The following is a 24,891-nucleotide window of genomic DNA, read 5'->3' as shown; positions in this document are numbered from 1 at the left end:
CATGGTCATGGGTCTGGGAAAGATATTCGGCGGTGCCCCTCGGCTCCATAATCCGCTCGACGAGATTCTCGGGATCAACATGCGCAACGCATTGATCGCGAAATACAACGCGCGCAGCGCGATCGAGCGGGCGCGTGACAAGGTGGCAGCCAAAGTGGCGCTGGAGGCGGCCGGGATCGCCTGCACCGGCACTGTGGCGGTGATCGACGACCACCAGAAACTTGGCGAATTCAAACCCCTGCGCGACATGCCCGATGCCTGGGCGATCAAGCCCGCGCGCGGATCGCAGGGCGACGGGATCCTGCTGGCGGTGCGGCGCGAAGGGAACACCTGGTTCAAGGGATCGGGCGCAGCCCTGACCGAGGACGCGGTGATGCACCACATCCAGAAGGTCGTCGATGGCGGCTTTTCAGGCGATTCCGCGGCCGAGGACGCCGCGCTGATCGAACCGCTGATCATCGCCGATCCGGCGCTGGCGGGGATCGTGCCCGAAGGCCTGCCCGATCTGCGCGTCATCAGCCTGCACCATACCCCACTGATGGCAATGGTGCGGCTGCCGACCAATGAATCCGATGGCAAGGCCAACCTCCACCAGCGCGCAATCGGCGCGGGGATCGACATGATCACCGGCAGGATCACCCGCGCGGTGGTGAAAGGCACGCCCATCACCCATCACCCCGATACCGGCGTGCCGCTGATCGGGTTTGCCATTCCCGGCTGGGAGCGCGTGCTGGAACTCGCGGCGAATTGCGGACCCGCCGTCGGACTGGGTTACTGCGGGGCGGATATCGTGCTCGACGTCAACGAAGGCCCGCTGGTGATCGAAGTCAACGCGCATCCCGGAATCGAAATCCAGAATATCTGCCAGGAAGGGTTGAAGGCCCGGATCGCGGCTACGGGCGAGGATTTCCGCTAGGCGTGTCCATGATCGGCGGCGGGGTGAAGGGGCGTTGTTCCGGCATATCGCGCCCGGCACGCTCTTCGGGGGTGTGCGGGCGGAAGTGGATGGCGATAGGGGTAAAGCTGCCGTCCTCGCGCTGGCGGATGGTGACGATCCCGCGCTGGTCGCGGTTCCGCAATTGCTTATCAAGCACGCGGGCGCGGTTCTGATCGAGATAGAGCCGCCCGCGTTCAAGGCTGGACATGCCATAGATGTGGTTCGGATCGGCCTTGGCAGGATGGGCGCAATCCGCGAGGTCAGCCTCGCTTTCGGCGGGAACGGCACGATCAAGCCGCGGCGGATCGCCAAACAGGCACAGGTACGCCAGCCTGCCTTCCGCTGCACCTTCACGCGGCCAGTCATAGGTAAATTCGACATAGTGCCCGCGCAGGATGTCGCGCGGGTCGTAGCCCATGATCGGCACCTCCCACTCCGTGCCCTGTCTGTAGGTGTGGTCGCTCATGCCCCACAGGCCCGCCAGACCAAGCGCGGGGATCAGCACGGCAGCAAGGCGGAGCAGCCGGCTCATGCCTCGCCCTCCACATCCGGGGCGAAACGTTTCGACACCCGCACCGCCGCCCATGCCACGCCGAGGATCAGCACACCCGACGCGATCAGCCCGAAACCGCTTGCCAGAAGATCGCCCGCCAGTTCGAAACTGAGGATGATGAGCCTGAAGGCAATCACCGCCACCGCCAGCTGGAACACCCCGCGCCAATGCGCGGCAAGTGCGGCGGCGGCGATACCGATCCACAGCATCATGAACAGCGCAGCAGCGGGAATGGTGAGGTCATCCGCGCCATAGGCAAGCGGCATGGCCACACCGGCTCCGGCAATAATCGCGCCCGCCATCTGGCCGGAGACGCCCCGCCGGGCCAACACCACGCCAACACCCGCAAGCACTGCGACCACGCCCCGCAGCACCATGCTGGACGCTTCCTGCGTCATTTCACCGTCCGCGAAGCCGCCCGCACTCGCCAGCACGCAAGCAAAGGACGCACCTCCCACCGCATAGGCCAGTGCCAATTGTTCGAGCCGCCGCCAGAAATCGCTGCGGGTGCTGCGGGTGCGCATCGCAGCCGCCAGCGGAGCGGACAGCACCGGAGCCGCGCTTACGAATGCCAGCCACAAATAGGCCGGATCAGCCCCATGGCGCACCACCGATCCGAAGCCGATGCTTGCCCCGACATAGTCCCACACGCACCAGATCATTCCGCCCATGACCGCTGCCGCCGCAGGCCAGCTTCGCCCCATCAGCAGCAGCACCGGCGCGAACAGCGCCAGCCACACCGCCAGCGGCTGCCACAACGGCGAGGATGTCTGGTAGACCTGCCCAAGATGACCGAAAAACGTGAGGCCCAGTGCCGCGCTAACGAACAGCAGCGCCTCGACTGCCCATGGTGATGCCGCCGCCATCCGGGCTTCACGCAGGAACAGCGCAGCAAGCGCAGCAACAATCAGCGCAAGATGCACCGCCAGCCGCAGCTGTCCGGGGATGTCCTCCCAATTGGCGGCAATCACCGAAACCAGCCCCAGCCCGATCGCCAGCGCACCGATACCGAACACCGCCCACAGCGCCAGCGGACGGGCGTGTTCGGCCTCATGCGCCAGCAAACGGTCGCGCGTCGCCGCATCGATCAGGCCGGCTTCGTGCCATGCTGCGATTTTGCGGGCGCTCATGGCCGTCAGGTTACCGCGCGGCCTTGCCCGCGGCAATCGCTGGTTTAATCTGCGGCGAGATCCTCGCGGGTGAGGACGATCTGTTCGCGCACCTTGCGGAGATTGGCCTCCATCGCTTCGGGTGTCATCGCGACCATGCCGATACGGGCCAGCGGGCCGTCCTTTTTCCAGCTCTTGGCCCATTCGTCCATATAGGCGCCAAGGCCCGGGATCGCGCGCATGTGCGCTTTCTTTACATAAACATAAAGCGGCCGCGCGCCGGGATAGGCGAAGCTGGCGATGTTGTCATAGGTGGGCTGAACCCCGTTCATCGGCAGGCCTTGCACCTTGTCGGCGTTTTCATCGAGATAGGAAAAGCCGAAGATGCCGACCGCACGCGGATTGCTTTCGATCTTCTGGACGATGAGGTTGTCCTGTTCGCCCTGATCGACATAGCCGCCATCGTCGCGCACTTCGGTGCAGACCTGCTTGTAGCGGTTTTCATCGCTCTTCTTGAGCGCGGCCATTTCCGGGTTTGACGCGCAGCCGACTTCAAGCACCAGTTCCTTCAGCGCATCGCGCGTGCCCGAAGTGCTGGGCGGGCCGTAGACCAGAATGGGATCGGCTGGCAGCGCCGGATCGACATCGGCCCAGGTCTTGGCCGTCTGTTCGCGGCCATAGGGGCTGGCGGCGAGCGCTTCGTAAACCGTCCGGGGGGACAGGTTGAGCATGATCCCGTCCTGCGACGAAGCGAAGGCAATCCCGTCAAGCCCTACCTGCAATTCGATGATCTCGTCGACTTTGTTGGCAAGGCAGCGCTCAAACTCGCTTGCCTTCATCCGGCGCGAGGCGTTGACCATGTCGGGGGTGTTCGATCCCAGACCCTTGCAAAACAGCTGGATACCGTTGCCAGTGCCGGTGGATTCGATCAGCGGAGAGCGGAAATCAGTGTTCGAGCGGGAAAAGCTTTCCGCCACCAGCTTGGCAAAGGGATAGACCGTCGATGAACCGACCGCATGCACCGAATTGCGCGCTCCGCCGCCGCCACTGTCACAGGCAGAAAGGGTGAGCGCAGCCAGAGCAAGTGCGACGCCAGTCCTGGCGATGGTGGTGATCGGTGCGGGCATGGGTGATCCTGATGGTGATAGCCCATGGCCGCTAGTGCCTGTTCATGACAACCGCATGACGCGCGCGCCAGATAGGTCCGCGCCTTCGCGAAGACGCCCGCAAAAGAACCCAGCCCTGAAACCAAATATCTGATTTTACGACAACTTCTCTCCGGAATGGAGATGTTTCGTTTAACAGCATCGTAAGGGCTTGTGTGGTAGCGCCAAGACATGGGACGATTGCGCCTGACGATATGGCTATGGATGGCTGCTGCGCTGGTCGCGCTGGGCCTTGCTGCGCCTGCCGCGGCGGATGATCAGGCTGGCGGCGTTTTTTCCCCGCGCTGCCACGCCGCGTCCGACTCCAGCCGCAGTGCCGAGGCGATGATCGACCGTTCAGCGTGGAACTGCACCGACACCGGCTGGCAGGCTGACCGGCCGGTTGCCTGGCTCCGGTTTGAAGCCGCCGACTGGCAGGGCGCGAAGGTGCCGCGCCATTTCTTGACCCGCACATCGCGGCACGAGCGGATCACGATCTATTCGCTCGATACCGGGGGCAGCTTGCGCGGACGCAGCTTTGCCGAAGCCGATGGCCGCACGTTCCCGGCCGGACCGGTGTTCCGCCTGCCGCTGCCCGTTGTCACCCCCGAGACCGAGGCTCTGCTGGTGCGGATCGACCGCCCGCATTCGATCCCGCTGCTGTCCGAAGCCGGGGTCGTGCATGATCCCGAAGATGCCTATCGCAGCGTGCAGGAAATGATGCTGCTGGCGCTGGTGCTGGGCATGCTGGTGCTGCCGCTGCTGTTCGACATCACCTTTTTCATCGTCCTGCGCGAACGCTTCGTGATGTTCCATTCGATCATGGTCGTCGCGATGATGGGCTATGTGCTGTTTGCAGGCGGGGTAATTTCGGTCCTTGCGAGCCTGCCGGTCGCGTTCCTCGCGGTCATGGCGCCGCTGTGCTGGGCGGTGGGCTGCGGTGCGGCACTGCTGTTCCTGAGCGAATTCCTCGAGCGCGGGGCCTTGTCGCGGCGCATGCGACGGATCACCTACTGGACGGGATGCTGGACGATTGCAGTGCCGGGCTTCTTTGCCTTGCAGCTTCACGCGACCCAGGCGTTCGACGATACCGGCTATTTCCTCACCATCATGCCTTCGGCGATGGTGGTGTCGGTGGCGCTGGTCCATGCGATCTTGCGCGGCAGCCGCTCTGCCAGGTTCGTGGCAGCGGCATGGTTCCCGCTTATCCTCACCTCGATAGCGCGGCTGCTCCGCGGGCTCGGGATCTATGCCGGCCCGTCAAACCTCGACCTGATGATGTTCCTTGCCACGGGGATCGAGGTGGTGGTGATCAGCCTTGCGATTGCCGACCGTTTCCTTGCGATCCGCAATGAACGCGATGCGGCGCTGACCGAGGCGCGGATGCTGGAGCAGATTTCGACCCGCGATTCGCTCACCGGGTTGATGAACCGCCGCGCGATCGAGGCGCGCTTCGATGCCTTGCTGACACAGGGCTTCGATACCTTCGCGCTGGTCGATCTTGACCGGTTCAAGGCGATCAACGACCGGCATGGCCACCAGATGGGCGATGCGGCGCTGATTGCCTGCGCCAATGCGATCCGCGCCGCCGGGGATCGGGATTCAATCGCAGTGCGGCTGGGCGGCGAGGAATTCGTGGTGCTGTTGCGCGGCGAAAATACGCTCCACCGGGCCGAGGCGTTGCGGCAGGCGATCCCGCTGCGCATCGCGCAGGACGTGCCTGGACTCGAACTGCCGGTGACTGCGAGCATGGGAGTGATCATGCTGTCGCGGGCGGCGCACCAGACCATGCAATTCGCCGAATTCTACGCCCGCGCGGATGCGCTGATGTACGAGGCCAAGGCTTCGGGCCGCAACCGGCTCGCCTATGAACGTCTCACGGTTTTCAGCGAACCACCTGCCCTGCGCCGCAAAGCAGCGCGCAAGGGACAAGCGACCTAGTCTCCGCGAAACGGCGCGAGCACCTCGGGCCGCACCCGCGCCAGCCTGCCGGTGGCGCGGTCGAGCATCGCCCATGTGGTGGCCGCGCTGACGAGGCGTTTGCCTGCGTGATCGGTGAACTCCACGCGGCGGAGCGATTTGGCACCTTGCGCGGGGCCTTCGATCCACGTGGTTGCAGTGACGGCCTCGCCCTCACTCACATTCCCGCGATAATCGATCTCGTGCCGCACCACGACCCAGAAGAACGCCGCGCGATCTTCCGGACGGGCGACCGCATCCCAGTGGGCGGTGGCCATGTCCTGAATCCACTGCACCCAGACGGTGTTGTTGACGTGGCCGAGTTCGTCGATGTGCTCAGGGAGCGCCACGAAGGTGCGGTTAAAACGATCAGCTTCGCTCACTCCGCACCCGTCTCTCCCGCCATCCCCATCTGCCACAGGATGAAGGCGAATTCCTCTGCCGTTTCCTTCAAGGAGTTCCAGCGGCCCGACTGCCCGCCGTGGCCTGCGCCCATGTTGGTCTTCATCAGCAGCAGGTTGTCGTCGGTCTTCACTTCGCGGAGTTTCGCGACCCACTTGGCCGGTTCCCAATAGGTCACGCGCGGATCGTTGAGCCCCGCTGTCACCAGCATCGGCGGGTAATCCCTGGCCGCCACCTGATCATAGGGCGAATAGGACAGGATATAGGCAAACGCCGCCTTGTCGGTGATCGGGTTGCCCCATTCCTGCCATTCGCCCGGGGTGAGCGGCAGTTTCTCGTTCAGCATCGTGCCCAGCACATCGACAAACGGCACGTGGGCGACAATCGCGCCGTACTGCGCAGGGTCCTGATTGATGATCGCGCCCATCAACTCGCCGCCTGCCGAACCGCCGCTCGCGGTGACCATGCCTTCGGCGGTGTAGCCCTGCGCGATCAGCCCGCGCCCGGCATCGACGAAATCGTTGAAGGTGTTGGCGCGTTCGAACAGCTTGCCTTGCAGATACCAGCGCCGCCCCAGATCATCGCCGCCCCGAATATGGGCGATGGCATAGGCAAAGCCGCGATCCACAAGGCTGAGCCGCGTGGTCGAAAAGCCCGGCGGAATGGCATAGCCATAGGCACCGTAAGCATAAAGGTGCAGCGGCCCCGGCCCCTCGATCCCGGCAGCTTTCAGGATTTCGGCGCGGTCTTTCCGCATCACCACGCTGACCGGCACCATCGTCCCGTCGCGCGCCTCGACCGTCACCCGCTCGGTGACATATTGCGTCGCGTCATAGCCGCTGGGGATTTCCTGCTGCTTGAGCTGTTCAAGCCCGCCGCTTGCCACGTCGTAATCATAGACCGTGCTCGGCGTGACCATGCTCTGGTAGGCGAGCCGCAGTTTCGACATCGCATATTCGGGGTTGTTGGAAAGTCCCGCGGTGTAGCTGGCCTCGGGAAAGGCGATCGGTTTCGCAACGGTCGGCGCGTCATAGGTGCGCAGTTCGATCTGATCGAGCCCGTTGCGGCGTCCCTCCGTAACGAAGAAATCCTTGTAGAGATCGAAATCGGTGAGGTAGAACTCGTCCGATCCGGTCAGCACCGTCTCCCACGCGTCAGGATTGCGCAAAGGCGCCTTGGCGAGGCGGAAATTGATGTGCGCATCATTGGTGAGCACCCACAGCTCGCCGTCGCGGATATCGACGCTGTATTCGACACCCTTCTGCCGCGCCTTGACGAGGATCGGCTCCGCAGTCGGATTGGCGGCGGGAACAATGCGCACCTCGCTCGTCTCGTTGTCGCCGGTGGCGATGATCAGCCAGTCTTCCTGCGCGGTCAGCCCGGTGCCCACGCCGAAGGACTGGTCTTCCTCCTTGTAGAGCGTGACGTCCTGCTCCACCGGGGTGCCGATGACGTGCAGCTTTGCCTCAAGCGTGCGCCATTCCTCGGTCGCGGGGCCATAGACCAGCGCGGTGTCGCCCGCGACCCAGGTCAGCCCGCCGCGCAGGTTGGCAAGTTCGTCGGGCAGCAATTCGCCGGTCTCAAGATCCTTGATCCGCGCGGTGTAGCGCTCCGAACCATTGGTGTCGGTCGAAAAGGCGAGGAACCGCCCGTTCTGGCTGACCGAGGCGGCGCCAAGGCGGAAATATTCAATGCCTTCAGCCAACACGTTTTCGTCAATGAGCAATTGCGGCTCGCCGCCCGCTGCCGGCTTGCGCCAGTGCTTGCGATATTGCGCGCCTTCTTCGAATTCCGACCAGTAGATCCAGTCGCCATCCTTCTGCGGAACAGTGCTGTCGTCCTCCTTGATGCGCGCGCGCATTTCGGTGAACAGCGCCTCGGTCAGCGGGCCTTGGGCGGCCATGTGGGCTTCGAAAAAGGCGTTTTCGGCCTTGAGATGATCGAGCACTTCCTGATCATCCACCACCGGATAGGACTTGTCGTAAAGCCAGTCATAGGGGTCGGAAATGGTGATCCCGTGATAGGTGTAGCTGTGCGGGCGCTTGGCGGCGACCGGCGGCTTGATGTCGGCGGCAGGGGTCTGGACGGCAGCAGCGGCTGAAGACGTGGTCACGCGGGTCGGTTCCTCGTTGTTGGCGGCCGTGGTGGCAGCAAGCGGGAAAATGGTGGCAGCCAGCGCTGCGGCAAGGGCAAAGGTGCTGGGCTGGCGGGTCATCGGCAGTCCCTCATACCGGGTGTGGGTGGAAAGGCGCAGGCGTCGGGCCTATGTGGGGGTTCTAGTCATACATTCCCGCGCGGCAAGAGCCTGCGCCTAGACCTGAGGATCGATGCCATGCTGATGCAAACTCATGAGGCCCGCCTTGCCGCCCTGCGCGAGGAGTTGAAGCGGCGCGGGGTGAATGGCTTCATCATCCCCATCAGCGATGAACATATGAGCGAATATGTCGGCGATTATGCCCAGCGCTTGCACTGGCTGACCGGCTTCGGCGGTTCGGCAGGGTTTGCGGCGGTGACAATGAACCACGCGGCGATTTTCGTCGATGGACGCTACACCGTGCAGGTGCGCGATCAGGTCGACGGGCAGTTGTTCGATTACAAGAGCGTGCCCGCCGACAGTCTCGGCGCATGGCTGGCAGAGGTGTGCGAGGGCAGCACGCGCATTGCCTATGATCCGTGGCTGCACACCTGGGCCTGGGTCGAGGCGCTGGAAGACAAGGTGGCCCCGCGCGGCATCACCCTTGTCCCTGCCGAAAGCAATCCGATCGACGCGGTGTGGGCAGACCGGCCCGCGCCCTCGCCCGCCGCAGCGCTGGTTCATAACGAGACCGATGCCGGGCGCTCCTCGGCGGACAAGCGCGCTGCAGTGGCCGATTGGCTCGTCAAGGAAGGCCATGATGCCGTGGTGATCCCGGCGCTCGATTCGGTCGCGTGGCTGCTCAATATCCGCGGTGCCGACGTGCCGCACACACCGGTCGCGCTGTCTTACGTGATCGCGCATCGTGACGGCAGCGCCGAATTGTTCATCGCGCCGGAGAAAGTCACGCCGGAACTGACGCGCCATCTCGGCAATGCGGTGACGGTCCGCAACCGCGATGCCTTTGAAGGCGCGCTGGGCGAGCTTTCGGGCAAGAACGTCGTGCTCGATCCCGATTTCGCCGTGGTCGGGATTGCACAGGCGCTGCGCGCAGGGGGGGCGAAATTCGCCTTCAAACAAGACCCGACAATCCTTGCCAAGGCGATCAAGAACCCCACCGAACAACAGGGCCACCGCGATGCGCAGGCAAGAGACGGGGCGGCGGTGAGCCGCTTCCTGCGCTGGCTGGAGATCGAAGCGTCCAAAGGCGGGGTCGATGAACTCGCCGCCGCCGCGCGGTTGCAGGCGTTCCGCGAAGAAGATGCAGGCCTGCGTGACCTAAGCTTCGACACCATCTCGGCCGCCGCCGGGCACGCCGCGCTGCCGCATTACAAGGTAGACGAGGACAGCAATATCCCGATCCCTCCCGGCTCGATCTATCTGGTGGATTCGGGCGGGCAGTATCCGGGCGGAACCACCGACATCACCCGCACCGTCTGGGTCGGGACGCCAGACGGCGCGGGTGAACCAACGCAGGAAATGCGCGACCGCTTCACCCGCGTGCTGAAGGGCCACATCCAGATCGACCGTGCGGTGTTCCCGCAAGGCACCAATGGCGGTCAGCTTGATGTGCTGGCGCGGCAATATCTGTGGGAAGCAGGCGTCGATTACGCCCACGGCACCGGCCACGGGGTCGGCAGCTTCCTGGGCGTGCATGAAGGCCCGCAGCGCATTGCCAAACCGGGCGGCGGGCAAGCCGGGACCGCGCAGGAATTGCTCGCGGGCATGATCCTGTCCAACGAGCCGGGATATTACAAGGCTGGCGCGTTCGGCATCCGGATCGAAAATCTGGTGTTGACCGAAGAGCGCCAGATCGAAGGCATGGAAGGGCGCTATCTCGGTTTCGAAACGCTGACCTTCGTGCCAATTGATCGCAAGCTGATCGACAAGGCGCTGCTGACGGCGGACGAGATCGCCTGGGTCGATGCCTATCATGCGCGGGTTCGCGAAGTGCTCGCATCCCGGCTTGAAGGCGAGGATCTGGCGTGGATGCAGCGCGAGACCGCGCCGCTTTGAACATGCTTGCGGGGCAATTTTTGTTCCTGTAATGTTCACGCATGGGCGAGTCGCGTCACGCGGTTCGGGAGGAACAAACATGATCGGCTATGTGACACTGGGCACCAATGATCTGCCGCGTGCGGCGGCGTTCTATGACGCGCTGGCCGCGCATTTCGGGGTCGGGCGGATGATGGATACGGCAAGCTTTGTCGCCTGGGGCGATTGGGGCGGCCCGGCGGGGATAGCGGCGACCGTGCCGTTCGATGGCCAGCCCGCCACCGTGGGCAATGGGGTGATGGTCGCGCTCGAAGTGAAGTCCCCGGCTGATGTCGATGCGGTGCATGGTATCGCCATGGCCCACGGCGCGACCGATGAAGGCGCGCCCGGCCCGCGCGGCGATGACGGCTTCTACGCCGCCTATTTCCGTGATCCCGATGGCAACAAGCTGAACGCCTTCTGTATGGTCGCGCCGGATGCCTAACGGCCCGCCAAACCCTGCTTAGACCCTGCTCAGCCCCCTTTTCGGCGATGTTTCACATGAAACATCGCCGAAAAGAGCCCGCGGGTTCACCGCATCAGGCCGCCGATCAGGTTGCGCACGAACCGCCCGGCAATCGGCCCGGCCAGATCGGTCGCGATTGATCCCGCCGCCGAGGTGATTCCCGATGCCATCGGATTGGCACGGCTTTTCTTGCCCAGCATCTTCGACGCGGCCATCCCAGCCGCGCCGCTGGCAGCCACCTTCGCCCCGCGCGAGACGGCCTTGCTCCACAGGCTAGTGTGCTTGCGCGAACGCTTGCCGACTTCCTCTTCGCCCAATTCTGCGACTTCCTCAGCGGTGGCGGCGGCATCGGCAGCCTTGGCCGCGAGCACTTCCTCGGCGCTTTCGCGGTTCACGCGGGTATCATACTTGCCTTCAAGCGGACTGATCGACTGGATGATCGCGCGCTCTTTGGGACTGACCGGGCCGAGGCGCGAGCGTGGCGGCTTGATCAGCGTGCGCTCGACTATGGTGGGCGCGCCGTCCTCGTCCAGCGTGGAAACCAGCGCCTCTCCGACCTTCAGTTCAGTAATCGCGGCCTGAACGTCGAGCTTCGGGTTGATGCGGAAGGTTTCAGCCGCCGCCTTGATCGCCCGCTGATCGCGCGGAGTGAAAGCGCGCAGGGCGTGCTGCACCCGGTTGCCGAGCTGGCCTGCCACGTCCTCAGGGATATCAATCGGGTTCTGGGTGACGAAGAACACCCCCACGCCCTTCGACCGGATCAACCGCACCACCTGTTCGATCGTGTCCTGCAGCGCCTTGGGGGCGTCATCGAACAACAGGTGCGCCTCGTCGAAGAAGAACACCAGCTTGGGCTTCGCGGGATCACCCACTTCGGGCAGGCTTTCGAACAGTTCGGCCAGCAGCCACAGCAGGAAGGTGGCGTAAAGCTTGGGGCTGCGCATCAGCTTGTCGGCGGCCAGCACGTTGACATAGCCGCGACCTTGTTCGTCGACTTTCAGGAAATCGTCGATCTCGAGCGCGGGCTCGCCGAAGAAATGATCCGCCCCTTGCGATTCGAATGACAGCAACTGCCGCTGGATCGCCCCGACCGATGGCCTGGTGACATTACCATACTTGCCTGACAACTCTGCCGCGTTCTCGTTCGCCCATTGCAGCAGTGCGACCAGATCGCCGAAATCGAGCAGCAGCAGCCCGTTGTCATCAGCATGGCGGAAGATGATCTGCAGCACGCCTTCCTGCGTTTCATTGAGATCGAGCAGGCGCGCAAGCAACAGCGGGCCCATCTCGCTCACCGTGGTGCGGATCGGATGGCCCTGTTCGCCATACAGATCCCAGAAGATTACCGGATTGTCGGAATAGGCATAGTCGGTGATGCCCAGTTCCTTCGCGCGGCTCTCCAGCTTGTCGGCATGCTTGAAGGTGGGCGAGCCGGACATGGCAATGCCGGACAGATCGCCCTTCACATCGGCCACAAACACCGGCACCCCGGCCGCCGAAAAGCTTTCGGCGATGCCCTGCAGGGTTACCGTCTTGCCGGTACCAGTTGCCCCGGCAACCAGCCCGTGGCGGTTGGATCGGTTAAGCGCCAGCGCCTGCCGCGATCCGTCCGCGCCAAGGCCGAGAAAGATGTCGCTTGCCGTGTCCGCCATACCCTGTCCCCCTGATTCAAACTCTTCCGGTCATGTGCAGGGGGCATACGCGGCGGTCAAGTTCTCGACTTGGCGGCGAATTGGGCTATGGCTGCGCGGCATGGGCCAGCCATCACCATTTGTCCTGCTCGATGATGCCCGCGCCGGAGAGGCTGCCGCCGACGCGCTGTTCTATGAAAGCCCGCAGGCGCTGTTCGTCGCCACCCGGCCCGAGGACGTCGAGCGCGCGCTGACCGAGGCTGAAGCCGCGCGGCAGGCGGGCGGCGGGTCGCTGGCAGGATATGTTGCCTACGAAGCCGGGCTGGCGCTGGAACCGAGGCTGGCGGGGCTGGCAGCGGCGCGTTCGGGTGCGGCCGGGCCGCTGGTGTGGCTCGGCCTGTTCGATGCGCCGCAGCTTGTGTCGGCGCAAGAGGTTCCGGCCTGGCTGGAAAGCCGCGCTGGCGGCGCCGGGACAATCGGGCCAATGGAGCCGCAGCTTTCGCCCGGCAGCTACGAAGCAGCCTTCTCCGCCCTGCGCGAGGCCATCCATGCAGGCGATATCTATCAGGCCAACCTTACCTACAGCCTCGCAGGTTCCTATCGCGGCGACCCGGTCGGGATATATGCGCGTTTACGCAATGCAGCGCGCGCGGGCTATGGCGGGCTGATCTTCGACGGATCGCACTGGCTGCTGAGTTTCTCGCCCGAATTGTTCGTGGCCCTCAATGGCCTCGACGCCAAGGCCAAGCCGATGAAGGGCACCCGCCCGCGTGCCGCTGACCCTTCGGCAGACCGCGCCTTGGCGGAGGATCTGGCGTCTTCGGTCAAGGACCGGGCCGAAAACCTGATGATCGTCGATCTGATGCGCAACGATCTGTCGCGCGTTGCCGAGGCGGGGAGCGTGCAAGTCGATGCGCCCTTCGCGGTCGAAAGCTATCCGACTGTGCACCAGATGGTATCGACCGTGCGCGCCCGGCTTACCCCCGGCAAGGGCGCGATGGATCTGGTGCGCGCGCTGTTCCCGTGCGGTTCGATCACCGGCGCGCCGAAGATCCGGGCGATGGAACTGCTGGGCGATATCGAGCGTGATGCGCGCGGGCCCTATTGTGGCGCGATCGGCCGGATCGACGCAGATGGCAACGCCGCCTTCAATGTCGCGATCCGCACCCTGCGCCTGACCCCCATCGAAAACGGACAAGGCCATGCGGTGCTCGGCATTGGTTCGGCAATTGTGGCCGATAGCGAGGCAATGGCCGAAAAACGCGAATGCGAGGTCAAGGCGGGCTTCGTGCGCCGCGCCGCGCCCGGCCTCGGCGCACCGCAATGCGACCTGATCGAAACGATGCGGTTCGAGCCCGACAGCGGCATCGCCCTGCTCGAACTCCACCTTGCGCGGATGAAGGCAAGCGCCGCGGAACTCGGCTTTGCCTTTGATCGCCATGCCCTGCGCAACCAGATTCAGGCGCTGTGCTTTGAACTCGATGCGCCCACCAGGGTGCGCCTGCTGGTCGCGCGCAGCGGTGCGAGCGCACTGGAAACCGCGCCGCTGCCTGAGCCGCTCGGCGAACCGGTGAAGGTCGCAGCGCTGCCCCATCCGCTCGACCCGTCAGACTGGCGGCTGATGCACAAGACCTCCGACCGCGGCTTCTACGAGGATGCGCTGGCGGCGGCGCATGCGATCGGCGCGCAGGAAGCGGTGCTGGTGCGCGCTGATGGCCTCGTCACCGAGGGCTGCTTCACCTGCGTGTTCGCGGATGGGCCGGAGGGCGTGCTGCTCACCCCGCCCGCCAGCCTCGGCCTGCTCCCCGGCGTGCTGCGCGAGCACCTTATCACCGAAGGCAAGGCGCGTGAGGCGGAACTTACCTTGAATAATCTCGAAAATGGCTTCTGGCTCGGCAATGCCCTGCGCGGACTGAAACGGGCGGAACTGATATGAAGCTTGCGATCCTTTATGAAGACGGCGAGGCGCTGGTGATCGACAAGCCTGCGGGCCTGCCGGTCGATCGCCCGCGCAAGGGCGGGGCGTGTCTGGACGATCATCTCGACAGCCTGAAGCTCGGTTTTCAGCGCCGCCCGGTCGCGGTCCACCGGCTCGACACCGATACCTCGGGCTGCCTGCTGCTGGCGCGCAATCCCAAGGCGCTGGCGCGGTTCAACAAGTCGTTCGAGGAACGGCTGGTGGGCAAGACCTATCTCGCCATCCTCGCAGGCCGTCCGCCGGGGACATCGGGCACGATCGAACTCGCGCTGGCCAAGATCAGCTCGGTCGAAAAAGGCTGGCGGATGATCCCCGCAAAGAAGGGCAAGGCGGCGGTTTCGCACTGGGAACTGGTGAGCGAGCTTGGCGCCAACAGCCTGATCCGCTTCCGCCCGGAAACCGGCCGCACCCACCAGCTGCGGGTGCATGCGCTGAAAGGTCTGGGCGCCCCGCTGCTGGGCGATCCGGTCTATGGCGCCGGGAGCGTGAAGGGCGCAGGCCGAACCATGCTCCACGCCGAAAGCCTGACCGTGACCCGCCCCGGCAAGACCCCGATCGAAGCGCGATCCCCCCTTCCCGCCGATTTCCGTGCGCTGGGGGCGCAGGATGGATGAGGATACCGATCAGGGAGCAGCTGAACCGCTGACCGCGCGCGCGCTCAGGCTGGCGCAGGAAAGCTTCCTCGCCGGATCCGGCCCCGGCGGGCAGAACGCCAACAAGGTCGCCACCGAAGTCGAACTGCGCGTCAATATCTACGCGTTGCGCCTGCCGCCGCCGGTATTCGCGCGGTTGCGGGCGCTGGCGGGATCGAAGCTGGCGGGCAATGGCGATCTGATCATCACCTCCAAGGCGCACCGGACGCAGGATGCCAACCGTCAGGACGCCCGTTCCAAGCTCTCCGATCTGCTCGAAGAGGCGCAGCGTGAGCCCAAGAAGCGGGCGAAAACGCGGGTCAACCGGGTGGGCAAGACCGCGCGGCTGAAGGTCAAGAAAGTGCGCGGCGCGGTCAAGGCCAACCGCGGCAAGCCGCGCGCCTCGGACTGGTGAGCGTCCTTGACTTTTCCCCGCGATTCGGCGAATGGCGCCAGCGTGAGCGGTGTGCCGGGCCTTCCGGGTGCGCCGCGTTTGCTTTTTGACGCTCGCGTGCAGCATTCTTGCGGGCTGATCCATTTGACAGGAATCCGCCATGGCGAAGCCCACCACCGTGAAGATCCGCCTCGTATCGAGCGAAGGCACCGGCTTCTTCTACGTAACCAAGAAGAACCCGCGCAACATCACCGAGAAGATGAGCTTCCGGAAGTATGATCCGGTTGCGCGCAAGCATGTCGAGTTCAAGGAAGCCAAGATCAAGTAAGATCTGGCCTGCGCCCCGCAGCATCGCGGGGCGCGATAATTCATCGACAGTTCAAGCCAGCAGCCTTAGGCGCCTTGGCATGATCAGACCCCGCATCTCTGCCCGTACCTTGCTGCTCGGCCTCGGCGCCGGAACAATGGCGCTGGGCCTGGCTCCCGCTTTGCCCGCGGCGCTTGCCCCCGCCCCCTTGGCGGCGCAATCTGCCAGCGAACTCGATGCGGTGGTGAACGCCCTGCGCACGATTTCGACCATGCGCGCCGATTTCACCCAGACCGACCGGCAGGGCAATGTCATGGCCGGGGTGATGACCTTGAAGCGCCCGGGCAAGATCCGCTTCGATTATGGCAAGGATTCGGACTTCCTCGTCATCTCCAACGGCAAGTCGCTCTATGTTGTCGATTACGAGGTAAGCCAGGTTGAACGCTGGCCGATCAAGAACTCGCCATTGGGCGCGCTGTTCGATCCCGAGCGCGACGTCAAACGCTTTGGCAAGCTGATCCCGACCGGCAATGCCGATGTCATCAGTGTCGAGGTGCGCGATCCCAAGAAGCCCGAATTCGGGATGATCAATCTGATCTTCGTACGCAACGCCTCGGCTCCCGGCGGTTGGCAGCTCACGCACTGGGTCGCACTTGATGCGCAAAACCACCGTACGCGGGTGCAGCTGACGAATCAGCGCTATGGCGTAAGCGTGCCGGACAGCACCTTCACCTTCCGCGATCCGCGCCGTGCGTCCCGCCGCCCGGGGTGAACGGCTGAGCCATGAGTGGTTGTAGGAAAGCGACAGAATTTCGTTGCCGTTCATGTCCGTGAAAGACTCAAACAGCTAATCATTATCAACAAGGCAGGCCGAAGGGTGGTTTCCCCCCTGTTGCCTACCCTTCTTCAGGGCTGGCCTTGTACAAGCGTGACGAACGCTCAAACGGAACCCTCGACCCAACGCCCCCGGGTCGGGGGTTTTGTTTTGTGGCGGCTTCACGCTCGGCGTGTCACTCCCAGCCCAGCGCTTTGCGGATGATCGTGTAGATCACGTTCTGCTCGATCACCCCGCGCGCGCGGCTTGCGCCGGGGCCGGTGGCGAACAGCGCGACATCCTCGCCGCCGTGGGTCTCGCTGCCCAACGGCACGGTCGCCTGCTGACGCACGGCGATGCCGGTTTGCGGGATCGGGCGGCCATGTTCATCACCGTGATCTTCACCCGAGTGCACCGCCCCCGGCCCGTTGGCATAACCAAGCGTTGTATAGGGCTTGCCGTCGCTGGCCATGGCCGGGCTGCCATCGCCCCCGTCCTCGCCGCGCCCCATCGGCGGCACCACCAGCCCGAGAATATCATTCCCGCGCCGGGGGTAGCCGGCAATCGTGAACACGTGGCTGTGATCGGCAGTGACAAGAATCAGCGTGTCTTCCGGGTCGGTATGGTCAACCGCCCATTGCACCGCACGGGCGAATTCGACCGCTTCCTCCAGCGCATAGCCGGCCTGCCCGGCATGGTGGGCATGATCGATCCGCCCGCCTTCGACCATCAGGTAGAAGCCATCGGGATCGGCCTGAAGCCGCACAATCGCCTGCGCGGTCATGTCGGTCAGTGTCGGCTCGGGCGAATCCGGCTTGCGATCGGCCATGTAGGTGAGGTGGCTGGGGTGGAAGAGCCCAAGCACCGGCCTATCCATCGGCGCGGCCAGCAACCCGGCGGTATCCTTGACCACGACCCCGCCGCTGCGCGCAGCCCAAACGGCGGGCAGATCAGCCGCCGGATCGCTGCGCCGACCGCCCTTCTCCTTGCCATAAAACACCGCTGTTCCGCCGCCCAGCGCGAGGTCGAAATCCGCTTCGGCAAATTGCAGCGCGATGTCCTTGCACCCTTGGCCCTGCTGGTCGGCCGGGATCGCGGCGTCGGCCTCCCAATCGCGGTCGGCGCTGCGGGTGATGACGCTGGCCGGGGTGGCGTGGGTCAGGCGGGTGGTGGTGACAATCCCCAATGCCAGCCCGCGCTGTTTCACCTCTTCGCCGAGCAGCGGCAGCGGGTGGGCCAGCGCATCCTTGCACACACCCTTTTCCGCCTCCGGCCCGATGCCCAGCACGCCGATCCGGGTCTTGAAGCCTGAATGCATCGCGGTCGCCGTGCCTGCGCTATCGGGCACCTGCGCATTGGTGTTGTAGGTTTTGACCAGCGCAACGTTGTCGAACTTTTCAAAGCTGAGCTGGTTTTCCTCGCCCGTTTCCCCGCGCTTTTGCGCTTCGTAGATGCGGGCGGCGGTGATGGTGGAAATGCCCATGCCATCGCCGATGAACAGGATGATGTTCTTCGCCCGCGGCGCGGCAGCGCGTTCAACAGGCGCGTCCTCGGCGAAGGCCGGAACGGCGGCACTGGAGAGCAGCAGGGCTGCGAGGATGGTGCGGGTCATGGGAAGTCTCCGAAAGCGTCGCCCCGCCCTATCGCGCCCCAATGCGTCGATAAAGTGAAAGCTGGAGTCTTGGCGTCCTATCGCTTCGCTACTTGAGGACGGGCGGATACCCCCCTAAGCCCCGGCCATGATCTCTGTCGCCACCTGGAACATCAATTCGGCCCGCCTGCGCGTCGGCCTGATCGAAAAGCTGCTCACCGAGGCCGCGCCCGACATCCTGTGCCTGCAGGAAATCAAGTGCGAAAGCCACCTGTTCCCGGCCGAGGCGCTGGCAGCACTCGGCTACACCCATCAGGCGGTCAGCGGGCAGAAGGGCTATCACGGCGTCGCCACCGTCAGCCGCCTGCCCATCCGCGAAGTCACCCGCCACGACTGGCAGGCCAATGGCGAAGCGCGCCACATCGGGGTCGAGGTGCTGGGCAAGGATGTCTGGATCGAAAACGTCTATGTCCCCGCAGGCGGCGATGTGGCTGACCGTGAAGTAAACCCCAAGTTCGGCCAAAAGCTCGATTTTCTCGAACGGATGACCAGGTGGGCGGGCAGCCTCGACCGCCCCACGCTGATCGTCGGCGATTTCAATATCGCCCCGCTGGAAAGCGATGTGTGGAGCCACAAGCAGCTCTTGAAGGTCGTCAGCCACACGCCGATCGAGGTCGAGACGCTTGGCCGCTTTCAGGACGCCCACGGCTGGGTCGATCTGGGCCGCCAGCATATCCCCGCTCCGGCGCGCTATTACTCCTGGTGGAGCTACCGCAATCCGGGCTGGCAGGAGAACGACAAGGGACGGCGGCTCGATCACATGTGGGCCTCGCCCGATCTGGCGCGGCAGACGGCCGCGCACCGCGTGCTGGAAGATGCGCGGTCGTGGGAGAAGCCGTCCGACCATGTCCCGCTGATCACGGAGTTCGATCTCTGAACGCGGCGCCTTCCCCTGAACGACGCGCCGCGCAGGCGGTTGACGCGCTGCGCCACGGCTGGCCGCTGGCGTTTGACGGCGGGCCAACCCTGCTGCCGGTCGAAACCGCCATTGCCAGCGGGGCAAGCGCCGGGCGCATGCTGATTTCAGCGGCGCGGGCGACCACGCTGAAACTCGCCAATCAGCGCGATGCAGCGGTGCCACACGCCCCGGTGCTGATCGCGGGCGGGGAGGATTTCGCGCTGCGTGATGCCCTGCCGATTGCCGATCCGGCGCTCGATCTGGGCAATCCCCTGAAAGGCCCGTTCAAGGCGGTGACGCTCGATTGGGAGGCGGCGGCCAGCGCCGCGCTGGAACTCGCGCGGATCGCCGGGATCCTGCCCGCCTTTCTGGTCGATCCCGAGGGGGCGGGCGAGGCGGTGCCGGTCGCCGTGTCCGATCTCGCCGCCTATTCGCACGCGGGCGCGCTGCGGATCGTCACCCGCGCACGCCTGCCCGTCAGCGCCAGCGAGGATGCCGAGATCGTCGCCTTCCGATCAGCCGCCGACCTGCGCGAGCACGTCGCGCTGATCATCGGCAAACAGTCGGGCGACCGGCAGCCTTTGGTGCGGCTCCATTCCGAATGCCTGACCGGAGACATCCTCGGCAGCCTCAAATGCGATTGCGGCCCGCAACTCGACGCGGCGCTTCACGCGATGGCCCATGAGGCCAGGGATTCGGGCGGCTGGGGCGTGCTGCTCTATATGCGGCAGGAAGGGCGCGGGATCGGGCTGATCAACAAGCTGCGCGCTTACCGCTTGCAGGATCAGGGATTTGATACGGTCGAGGCCAACCAACGGCTCGGCCTGCCCGATGAGGCACGCGATTTTCCGGTGGCGGCGCGGATGCTGGAATTGCTGGGGGCGACCACCATCCGCCTGCTGACCAATAACCCGGCGAAGGTCGCGGCATTACAAGTCGCAGGGATCACGGTCAGTGAACGGGTGCCGCATCAACTGCCCGAAAACCCGCACAACGCTCGCTATCTGGCGACCAAGCGGGATCGTTCAGGACACCTGCTGCTGTGACAGCCATCACCATTCGTGACGAACAGCCCGGCGACGAGGCGATCATCCATCGCCTGACGGCGGCGGCCTTCAAGGACATGCCCTTCAGCGATGGCGACGAACAGCACCTCGTCGATGCGCTACGCCGCGATGGCGATCTTGCACTGTCACTGGTGGCGGAAGATGAGACGCGAATCATTGGCCATATCGCCTTCTCGCGGGTGACGATCAGCGACGGAACGCGCGAGTGGTTCGGCCTCGGCCCGGTCTCGGTCTGGCCCGAACTTCACCGCCAAGGGATCGGTAGTGCGCTGATCAGGCATGGTATCGCCGAGCTGCATCAGCGCGGAGCGGCCGGCATCGTGCTGCTCGGCAGCCCCGAATACTACGCCCGTTTCGGCTTTCGGCACGAGTCGCAACTGCGCTACCCCGGCCCGCCGCCGGAATATTTCCAGTGCCTCGTGCTCAAAGGCGAAATGCCGCAAGGCGAGGTGCGTTATGCGCCCGCCTTCCGCGCGTCCTAGCGCGCCTCGTACTGCGCGATTCCCGCCGCCAGCTTGTTGCCCTGCATCACCACGCGCTCGCCCGTCCAGTCGGCGAGGAAGGTGGTCTTGCGCTGCAGGCCGGGGACGAAGCGGGCTTCGTTGTTTTCGACCCTGAGGCCGTCCGAGGGGTGCAGCAGGTCTTCCGCGCCCAGCGCGATCAAGGCGGAGTAATTCTCCTTGTCGCGCCCCTGCACGAACCAGTTATCCGCGATCCGGCCGCGTGAGCCTGCCGGCAGGTCGATCATGTAATTGGTGCCGCGCCCGTTTGCATCGTCGAAGCTGTTGCCCTCGATCGTGACCTCGGCAGCACGCGCTTTCAGGTAATGCCCGCCCGTGCCGCGTTCGAACCGGCTTTCGCGCACGGTCAGCGAGGCGATATCGCCGATATAGAGCGAATGCGCGCAGCCCGCGCTGTTCTCGCAGGTGCCAAGGCCGGTGAAGGTCGAGCGGGTGATGTAGATGCGCGCGCCCTCCACGGCTCCGGTCAGGATGCCCTGCTCGCTGTTTGCGAACCGGGCATAGGCGACATTGAGGTTGCCTTCCTCCAGCCGGATGCCCGCGCCGTTGCCATCGGGCACGCTGATGTCGGTGAAGGTGAGGCCGCGAATCTCCGCCCCGGCGCCGCGCAGCACCAGCGCCGCCTTGCCCTCGCACGCGCGGCCAGCGAGCGTGACGCTGCCGGGATCAGCGGCTTCGTAGATGATCACGCCTTCGTCCTGCACTGCGCATTGGCGATAGGTGCCGGGCGCGATGCGGATGGTTTCGCGGCCATTGCCCACCGCGTCCACCGCCGCCTGCAGGCTGGCATAGCTACGCCCGCTTTCGACCACGGTAAAAGCCCCCGCGCCGCCTTGGGCGAACACGGCAGCAAGCGGCAGGGAAAGGGCGGCAAGCGCGATTGCAGCGCGAGTGTAAAGGCGGTTCATGGATGAAATAATAGCAGGCAACGGTTAAGGTACCATTTGGCTCTTGGCCTTCGTCCCAAGGCTTGGCTAAACCCCTGTGCGATGCTGTCCGGCCCCGACCGGGCGAATCCACCGGTATCCCAGGAGAGAGATTCATGAAAACCTGCACCAACCTCACCATCCTTGTTGGCACCGCCTTGACGCTGGCCGCCTGCGGCAGTTCCGATGATGCCTCGGTCGAAGCAACCGCTGATACCGTGGAAATGCCCGCTGACGAGGCGTTGGAGGCCATCAGCGAAGACGCCGCCGAAGACCCCGAAGCCACCGAAGCAGACGCGCCCGAAGGCGATGCCGCAAGCGCCGAAGAAGCCGCCAATGCCGCCGCCGATGTCGCGGCCGAAGCGGCGGCGGTTGCCGAATCCGCCAGCGAATAGGGCGCCCACGCCATGCCCTGCCCGCCGCACCTGCTGCTGTTCGCCGCGCTTGTCCCCCTGCTTGCTGCCTGCGACAGTGCCGGGGCGGATGCGCCAGGCGGGGTGAGCGCAGGCGAGGCCAAGGCGCTGGAGGAAGCCGCACAAATGCTTGACGAGCGCCGCCTGCCAGATGCTGCTCTGCCACAGGAAGCCTTTGCGCGCGGGGCCGCGCCTGACGAAATGACAGGCGACACCGCCAGCCAAAGCCGCCAGTGACCCCGCCAGACCTGTGATCACCCGGCGCACCTGCCCGCGCAGGCAAAGCCGCTTTTCCCAAGGACGATGATTGCCATGAACGCCCCCAGCGCGGTTGCCGCGAACCACAACCCCGGAATGGACGAGGAAACCTTCGAACAGTTCGCCGAACAGCTCCGGCGCTATGTCCGCGAACGGCTGATCCCGGCTGAGCCCGAAGTCATCGCGGATGACCGCATTCCCGACGCCATCCTCAAGGAAATGCGCGAGATGGGCCTGTTCGGACTGTCAGTGCCCGAGGAATATGGCGGTGCGGGCCTCAACATGACGCAATATGCCCGCGTGGTGAACATCATGAGCTACGCTGCGCCCGCCTATCGTTCGATCTTCTCGATCAATGTCGGAATGTTCGCGAGCGCTTTGAAGAACGGCGCAACCGAGGCCCAGCGGGCCGAATGGTTCCCCAGACTGGCCGAGGGCCGGATCGCCTGTTTCGGCCTGACCGAGCCGGGTTCGGGCAGCGATAGCGCGGGCCTTCAGACCACCGCCACCCCCGATCCCGACGGCAATGGCTGGATCCTGAACGGCACCAAGCGTTACATCACCAATGCGCCCCACGCCGATGTGGCGCTGATCATGGCCCGCACCGAAAAGCAGGCGCTGCCCAAGAACGCGCATGTTTCCGCCTTCATCGTGCCGATGAACACCCCCGGCATATCGCGCGGCTCGCCTGACAGGAAAATGGGCCAGTCGGGCAGCCATATCTCCGACATCATGCTTGACGATGTGCGTGTGCCCGGTGACGCCCTGCTCGGCGGTGAAACCGGCAAGGGCTTCGTCTTCGCGATGAAAAGCCTTGACAACGGGCGCATTTCGGTGGGCGCGGCGGCGACCGGATATGCCCGCCGCGCGCTCGATTCGGCGCTGCGTTACGCCAACGAACGGAAAGCCTTTGGCGAGCCGATCGCCAATTTCCAGCTGATCCAGGCGATGCTCGCCGATAGCGAGATCGAGATTTACGCCGCCGAAGCGATGATGGCCGATGTTACCGCGCGCGCCGACCGGGGGGAAAACATCCTCGTCAAGGCCGCTGCCTTCAAGGTCTTCGCCTCCGAGATGTGCGGCCGGGTGGTTGACCGGGTGGTGCAGATCTATGGCGGCGCGGGCTACTTGGCCGAATATGACGCCGAGCGCTTCTTCCGCGATGCGCGCATCTACCGCATCTACGAAGGCACGACGCAGATCCTCCAACTCCAGATCGCCAAGCACATGCTGCGCGAGTGGAGAGATGCTTGATTTTCCGCAGCCCATCCGGGCTGCGAAATCCTCGCTCATGGGGCCTGAAGGCCCCATCGCTGCGGGCGGGCGGTCGCCCTTGCGGCCCTGCGGGCCGTTCCCGGCGACAATCACGATAGGTTTCCTACCGAATGTATAACCTCCTGAACGACCTGAGCATCATCGAAGTCTCCAGCTTCGTCGCCTCGCCCACTGCCGGGCTGTACTGCGCGCAGATGGGGGCGGAGGTGATCCGCGTCGACCACAAGGCCGGCGGGCTGGATTACAACCGCTATATGCTCACCACCGAGGGGCGCTCGCTGAGTTGGGAAAACCTCAACCGCGCCAAGAAATCGGTCGCGCTTGATCTGCAATCGGGTGAGGGGCGCGAGCTGTGTGTGGAACTGGCGGCGAAAACCGGCCAGCTCATCACCAACCTGCCCGAAGCGAGCTTTCTTGCGCACACCGCGATGCAGGCGCGGCGGGCGGACATGATCAGCTTGCGCATCATGGGCTGGCACGATGGGCGACAGGCGATGGATTTCACCGTGAACGCCGCCGCCGGATACCCGCTGATGACCGGGCCGGAAGAATGGGACGCGCACAGCGCGCCGCCGGTCAATCAGGTGCTGCCTGCGTGGGATTTCATCACCGGGGCATACAGCGCCTTCGCCATGCTCGCCGCGCTGCACCACCGGGGCCGCACGGGTGAGGGCAGCGAAGTGCGCGTGCCGCTGGGCGATGTGGCTATCGGCACCATGGCCAATGCCGGGCTGATGGCCGAAGCGCTCTATCGCGGCGGCGACCGTGAACGGCTCGGCAATGCGATCTGGGGTGCGTTCGGACGGGATTTCCGCAGCGGCGACGGGGTGCGCTTCATGGTGGCGGCGCTGACGCCCAAGCAATGGGGCGGGCTGGTCAAGGCTTTCGCATTGCAGGACAGCATCGCCGCGCTCGAAGCCGAGGTCGGTGTGCGCTTTGCCGACGGCGATACCCCCCGGTTCCAGCACCGTGCTGCGCTGTTCGCGCTGTTCCAGCAGGCGGCGGACGGGTTGGACTACGCCGATCTCGCCGCGCGCATGGCGGCAGAAGGCTGCACCTTCGAACGCTATCGCACGGCTTATGAAGCAGCGAATGACCCGGTGCTGGTGGCGGATAACCCGCTGTTCGGCCACGCACCCGCCAACCCTTCGGGCTTCGATTACCCCGCCACGCGCTCGTTTGCAAACCTGCCGGCGCACGACGCGGGCGAACCTGCGCCAGCGCCGTACCTGGGCCAGCATTCGGAAGAGGTGCTGGCGGAAAAGCTGGGGCTTTCGTCAGGTGCAATCGGCAAGCTGGTCGATGCAGGCACGGTGGCTCTTTCGGATCAGCACACCAACCGTTTACCCTGAGCTTTTCGAGGGGTTGCGCTTCACTATTGACCTTG

At 64.8% G+C, this 24,891-nt stretch carries 24 protein-coding genes; 16 read left to right on the top strand and 8 right to left on the bottom strand.

Annotated features, from left to right (window positions below; genetic code table 11):
* Position 1 precedes the first annotated feature (1 nt).
* Positions 2-916, top strand: a complete 915-nt coding sequence (locus BUA05_RS09435; protein ID WP_072674520.1) for a sugar-transfer associated ATP-grasp domain-containing protein — start codon at positions 2-4, stop codon at positions 914-916.
* Here BUA05_RS09435 and BUA05_RS09430 read toward each other — a convergent pair.
* From BUA05_RS09430 to BUA05_RS09420, 3 genes are read right to left on the bottom strand one after another with little or no spacing between them, the layout of a single operon-like run.
* Positions 894-1,469, bottom strand: coding sequence for a GDYXXLXY domain-containing protein (locus tag BUA05_RS09430; protein ID WP_072674518.1), 576 nt, complete (start codon positions 1,467-1,469; stop codon positions 894-896). The two genes, BUA05_RS09435 and BUA05_RS09430, sit on opposite strands and share 23 nt — an antisense overlap.
* Positions 1,466-2,620, bottom strand: a complete 1,155-nt coding sequence (locus tag BUA05_RS09425) for a DUF2157 domain-containing protein (RefSeq protein ID WP_072674517.1) — start codon at positions 2,618-2,620, stop codon at positions 1,466-1,468. The genes BUA05_RS09430 and BUA05_RS09425 overlap by 4 nt, the downstream gene beginning before the upstream one ends.
* 44 nt (positions 2,621-2,664) lie before the next feature.
* Positions 2,665-3,726, bottom strand: coding sequence for a substrate-binding domain-containing protein (locus BUA05_RS09420; protein ID WP_072674515.1), 1,062 nt, complete (start codon positions 3,724-3,726; stop codon positions 2,665-2,667).
* Between the two features lie 210 nt (positions 3,727-3,936).
* Between BUA05_RS09420 and BUA05_RS09415 the strand changes: the two genes are divergently transcribed.
* A complete protein-coding gene (locus BUA05_RS09415) occupies positions 3,937-5,685 on the top strand; it encodes a sensor domain-containing diguanylate cyclase (RefSeq protein WP_072674513.1) in 1,749 nt (582 codons plus the stop codon).
* On the opposite strand, the gene BUA05_RS09410 is transcribed toward BUA05_RS09415, so the two are convergent.
* Positions 5,682-6,086 carry an acyl-CoA thioesterase gene (locus BUA05_RS09410; protein ID WP_086616543.1) on the bottom strand — a complete coding sequence of 135 codons (405 nt, stop codon included), beginning with the start codon at positions 6,084-6,086 and terminating at the stop codon, positions 5,682-5,684. The genes BUA05_RS09415 and BUA05_RS09410 overlap by 4 nt on opposite strands.
* A complete protein-coding gene (locus BUA05_RS09405) occupies positions 6,083-8,320 on the bottom strand; it encodes a S9 family peptidase (protein ID WP_072674507.1) in 2,238 nt (745 codons plus the stop codon). Before BUA05_RS09405 ends, BUA05_RS09410 begins: the two co-directional genes overlap by 4 nt.
* 117 nt (positions 8,321-8,437) lie before the next feature.
* Here BUA05_RS09405 and BUA05_RS09400 point away from each other — a divergent pair, with 117 nt between their 5' ends.
* Entirely contained in the window at positions 8,438-10,255 is a 1,818-nt protein-coding gene (locus BUA05_RS09400) for an aminopeptidase P family protein (RefSeq protein ID WP_072674503.1), read from the top strand.
* Positions 10,256-10,334: 79 nt separating this feature from the next.
* On the top strand, positions 10,335-10,718 hold the full coding sequence (locus tag BUA05_RS09395; RefSeq protein ID WP_072674501.1) for a VOC family protein: 384 nt from the start codon (positions 10,335-10,337) through the stop codon (positions 10,716-10,718).
* A gap of 86 nt (positions 10,719-10,804) precedes the next feature.
* Here BUA05_RS09395 and BUA05_RS09390 read toward each other — a convergent pair whose 3' ends face one another.
* A complete protein-coding gene (locus BUA05_RS09390; RefSeq protein WP_072674500.1) occupies positions 10,805-12,391 on the bottom strand; it encodes a helicase HerA-like domain-containing protein in 1,587 nt (528 codons plus the stop codon).
* Between the two features lie 100 nt (positions 12,392-12,491).
* Here BUA05_RS09390 and pabB point away from each other — a divergent pair, with 100 nt between their 5' ends.
* The 5 genes from pabB (at position 12,492) to BUA05_RS09365 (ending at position 16,453) form a co-directional block, all read left to right on the top strand.
* Positions 12,492-14,306 carry an aminodeoxychorismate synthase component I gene (pabB, locus tag BUA05_RS09385; RefSeq protein WP_072674499.1) on the top strand — a complete coding sequence of 605 codons (1,815 nt, stop codon included), beginning with the start codon at positions 12,492-12,494 and terminating at the stop codon, positions 14,304-14,306.
* Positions 14,303-14,962 (top strand): RluA family pseudouridine synthase, encoded by a 660-nt coding sequence (locus tag BUA05_RS09380; protein WP_072674498.1) that lies wholly within the window; start codon positions 14,303-14,305, stop codon positions 14,960-14,962. The genes pabB and BUA05_RS09380 overlap by 4 nt, the downstream gene beginning before the upstream one ends.
* Positions 14,955-15,395: an alternative ribosome rescue aminoacyl-tRNA hydrolase ArfB gene (gene arfB, locus BUA05_RS09375; RefSeq protein ID WP_072674496.1), complete on the top strand. Its 441-nt coding sequence runs from the start codon at positions 14,955-14,957 to the stop codon at positions 15,393-15,395. The genes BUA05_RS09380 and arfB overlap by 8 nt, the downstream gene beginning before the upstream one ends.
* 139 nt (positions 15,396-15,534) lie before the next feature.
* Positions 15,535-15,702: a 50S ribosomal protein L33 gene (gene rpmG / locus BUA05_RS09370; RefSeq protein WP_017664380.1), complete on the top strand. Its 168-nt coding sequence runs from the start codon at positions 15,535-15,537 to the stop codon at positions 15,700-15,702.
* Between the two features lie 79 nt (positions 15,703-15,781).
* Positions 15,782-16,453, top strand: a complete 672-nt coding sequence (locus tag BUA05_RS09365; protein ID WP_084662570.1) for a LolA family protein — start codon at positions 15,782-15,784, stop codon at positions 16,451-16,453.
* A gap of 238 nt (positions 16,454-16,691) precedes the next feature.
* Here BUA05_RS09365 and BUA05_RS09360 read toward each other — a convergent pair whose 3' ends face one another.
* Positions 16,692-18,107 carry an alkaline phosphatase gene (locus BUA05_RS09360; RefSeq protein WP_072674492.1) on the bottom strand — a complete coding sequence of 472 codons (1,416 nt, stop codon included), beginning with the start codon at positions 18,105-18,107 and terminating at the stop codon, positions 16,692-16,694.
* Positions 18,108-18,234: 127 nt separating this feature from the next.
* Between BUA05_RS09360 and BUA05_RS09355 the strand changes: the two genes are divergently transcribed.
* The 3 genes from BUA05_RS09355 to BUA05_RS09345 are packed head-to-tail and all read left to right on the top strand — an operon-like array spanning position 18,235 to position 20,593.
* The gene (locus tag BUA05_RS09355) at positions 18,235-19,023 is read left to right on the top strand and encodes an exodeoxyribonuclease III (protein WP_072674490.1); all 789 of its coding nucleotides are present in this window, start codon (positions 18,235-18,237) and stop codon (positions 19,021-19,023) included.
* Complete coding sequence (gene ribA, locus BUA05_RS09350) at positions 19,020-20,090, top strand: GTP cyclohydrolase II (RefSeq protein ID WP_072674656.1); 1,071 nt, start codon at positions 19,020-19,022, stop codon at positions 20,088-20,090. The genes BUA05_RS09355 and ribA overlap by 4 nt, the downstream gene beginning before the upstream one ends.
* Positions 20,087-20,593 (top strand): GNAT family N-acetyltransferase, encoded by a 507-nt coding sequence (locus tag BUA05_RS09345; RefSeq protein ID WP_084662568.1) that lies wholly within the window; start codon positions 20,087-20,089, stop codon positions 20,591-20,593. Before ribA ends, BUA05_RS09345 begins: the two co-directional genes overlap by 4 nt.
* On the opposite strand, the gene BUA05_RS09340 is transcribed toward BUA05_RS09345, so the two are convergent.
* The gene (locus BUA05_RS09340) at positions 20,590-21,540 is read right to left on the bottom strand and encodes a right-handed parallel beta-helix repeat-containing protein (RefSeq protein ID WP_072674489.1); all 951 of its coding nucleotides are present in this window, start codon (positions 21,538-21,540) and stop codon (positions 20,590-20,592) included. The two genes, BUA05_RS09345 and BUA05_RS09340, sit on opposite strands and share 4 nt — an antisense overlap.
* A 134-nt stretch (positions 21,541-21,674) precedes the next feature.
* On the opposite strand from BUA05_RS09340, the gene BUA05_RS09335 reads away from it, so the two are divergent.
* The 4 genes from BUA05_RS09335 (at position 21,675) to BUA05_RS09320 (ending at position 24,856) form a co-directional block, all read left to right on the top strand.
* Entirely contained in the window at positions 21,675-21,953 is a 279-nt protein-coding gene (locus BUA05_RS09335; RefSeq protein ID WP_072674487.1) for a hypothetical protein, read from the top strand.
* 12 nt (positions 21,954-21,965) lie between these two features.
* Positions 21,966-22,208: a hypothetical protein gene (locus BUA05_RS09330; protein ID WP_072674485.1), complete on the top strand. Its 243-nt coding sequence runs from the start codon at positions 21,966-21,968 to the stop codon at positions 22,206-22,208.
* 75 nt (positions 22,209-22,283) lie between these two features.
* Entirely contained in the window at positions 22,284-23,483 is a 1,200-nt protein-coding gene (locus tag BUA05_RS09325) for an acyl-CoA dehydrogenase family protein (protein WP_072674652.1), read from the top strand.
* A 131-nt stretch (positions 23,484-23,614) separates the two neighbouring features.
* Positions 23,615-24,856 carry a CoA transferase gene (locus BUA05_RS09320; protein ID WP_072674483.1) on the top strand — a complete coding sequence of 414 codons (1,242 nt, stop codon included), beginning with the start codon at positions 23,615-23,617 and terminating at the stop codon, positions 24,854-24,856.
* The last annotated feature ends 35 nt before the right edge of the window (positions 24,857-24,891 follow it).

It is taken from the genome of Erythrobacter sanguineus (assembly GCF_900143235.1).
GTDB classification, from domain to species: Bacteria; Pseudomonadota; Alphaproteobacteria; order Sphingomonadales; family Sphingomonadaceae; genus Erythrobacter; species Erythrobacter sanguineus.
This window is presented reverse-complemented; position numbering and strand designations above follow the sequence as displayed.

What these genes read in the sequence shown, in the direction of transcription:
- BUA05_RS09365 (WP_084662570.1), top strand. Translation starts at nt 15,782, where the DNA reads ATGATCAGACCCCGCATCTCTGCCCGTACCTTGCTGCTCGGCCTCGGC.
- BUA05_RS09420 (WP_072674515.1), bottom strand. Translation starts at nt 3,726, where the DNA reads ATGCCCGCACCGATCACCACCATCGCCAGGACTGGCGTCGCACTTGCT.
- BUA05_RS09430 (WP_072674518.1), bottom strand. Translation starts at nt 1,469, where the DNA reads ATGAGCCGGCTGCTCCGCCTTGCTGCCGTGCTGATCCCCGCGCTTGGT.
- rpmG (WP_017664380.1), top strand. Translation starts at nt 15,535, where the DNA reads ATGGCGAAGCCCACCACCGTGAAGATCCGCCTCGTATCGAGCGAAGGC.
- BUA05_RS09415 (WP_072674513.1), top strand. Translation starts at nt 3,937, where the DNA reads ATGGGACGATTGCGCCTGACGATATGGCTATGGATGGCTGCTGCGCTG.
- BUA05_RS09355 (WP_072674490.1), top strand. Translation starts at nt 18,235, where the DNA reads ATGATCTCTGTCGCCACCTGGAACATCAATTCGGCCCGCCTGCGCGTC.
- BUA05_RS09335 (WP_072674487.1), top strand. Translation starts at nt 21,675, where the DNA reads ATGAAAACCTGCACCAACCTCACCATCCTTGTTGGCACCGCCTTGACG.
- BUA05_RS09330 (WP_072674485.1), top strand. Translation starts at nt 21,966, where the DNA reads ATGCCCTGCCCGCCGCACCTGCTGCTGTTCGCCGCGCTTGTCCCCCTG.
- BUA05_RS09425 (WP_072674517.1), bottom strand. Translation starts at nt 2,620, where the DNA reads ATGAGCGCCCGCAAAATCGCAGCATGGCACGAAGCCGGCCTGATCGAT.
- pabB (WP_072674499.1), top strand. Translation starts at nt 12,492, where the DNA reads ATGGGCCAGCCATCACCATTTGTCCTGCTCGATGATGCCCGCGCCGGA.
- BUA05_RS09360 (WP_072674492.1), bottom strand. Translation starts at nt 18,107, where the DNA reads ATGACCCGCACCATCCTCGCAGCCCTGCTGCTCTCCAGTGCCGCCGTT.
- BUA05_RS09395 (WP_072674501.1), top strand. Translation starts at nt 10,335, where the DNA reads ATGATCGGCTATGTGACACTGGGCACCAATGATCTGCCGCGTGCGGCG.
- BUA05_RS09340 (WP_072674489.1), bottom strand. Translation starts at nt 21,540, where the DNA reads ATGAACCGCCTTTACACTCGCGCTGCAATCGCGCTTGCCGCCCTTTCC.
- BUA05_RS09380 (WP_072674498.1), top strand. Translation starts at nt 14,303, where the DNA reads ATGAAGCTTGCGATCCTTTATGAAGACGGCGAGGCGCTGGTGATCGAC.
- BUA05_RS09325 (WP_072674652.1), top strand. Translation starts at nt 22,284, where the DNA reads ATGAACGCCCCCAGCGCGGTTGCCGCGAACCACAACCCCGGAATGGAC.
- BUA05_RS09400 (WP_072674503.1), top strand. Translation starts at nt 8,438, where the DNA reads ATGCTGATGCAAACTCATGAGGCCCGCCTTGCCGCCCTGCGCGAGGAG.
- BUA05_RS09405 (WP_072674507.1), bottom strand. Translation starts at nt 8,320, where the DNA reads ATGACCCGCCAGCCCAGCACCTTTGCCCTTGCCGCAGCGCTGGCTGCC.
- BUA05_RS09390 (WP_072674500.1), bottom strand. Translation starts at nt 12,391, where the DNA reads ATGGCGGACACGGCAAGCGACATCTTTCTCGGCCTTGGCGCGGACGGA.
- arfB (WP_072674496.1), top strand. Translation starts at nt 14,955, where the DNA reads ATGGATGAGGATACCGATCAGGGAGCAGCTGAACCGCTGACCGCGCGC.
- BUA05_RS09435 (WP_072674520.1), top strand. Translation starts at nt 2, where the DNA reads ATGGTCATGGGTCTGGGAAAGATATTCGGCGGTGCCCCTCGGCTCCAT.
- BUA05_RS09320 (WP_072674483.1), top strand. Translation starts at nt 23,615, where the DNA reads ATGTATAACCTCCTGAACGACCTGAGCATCATCGAAGTCTCCAGCTTC.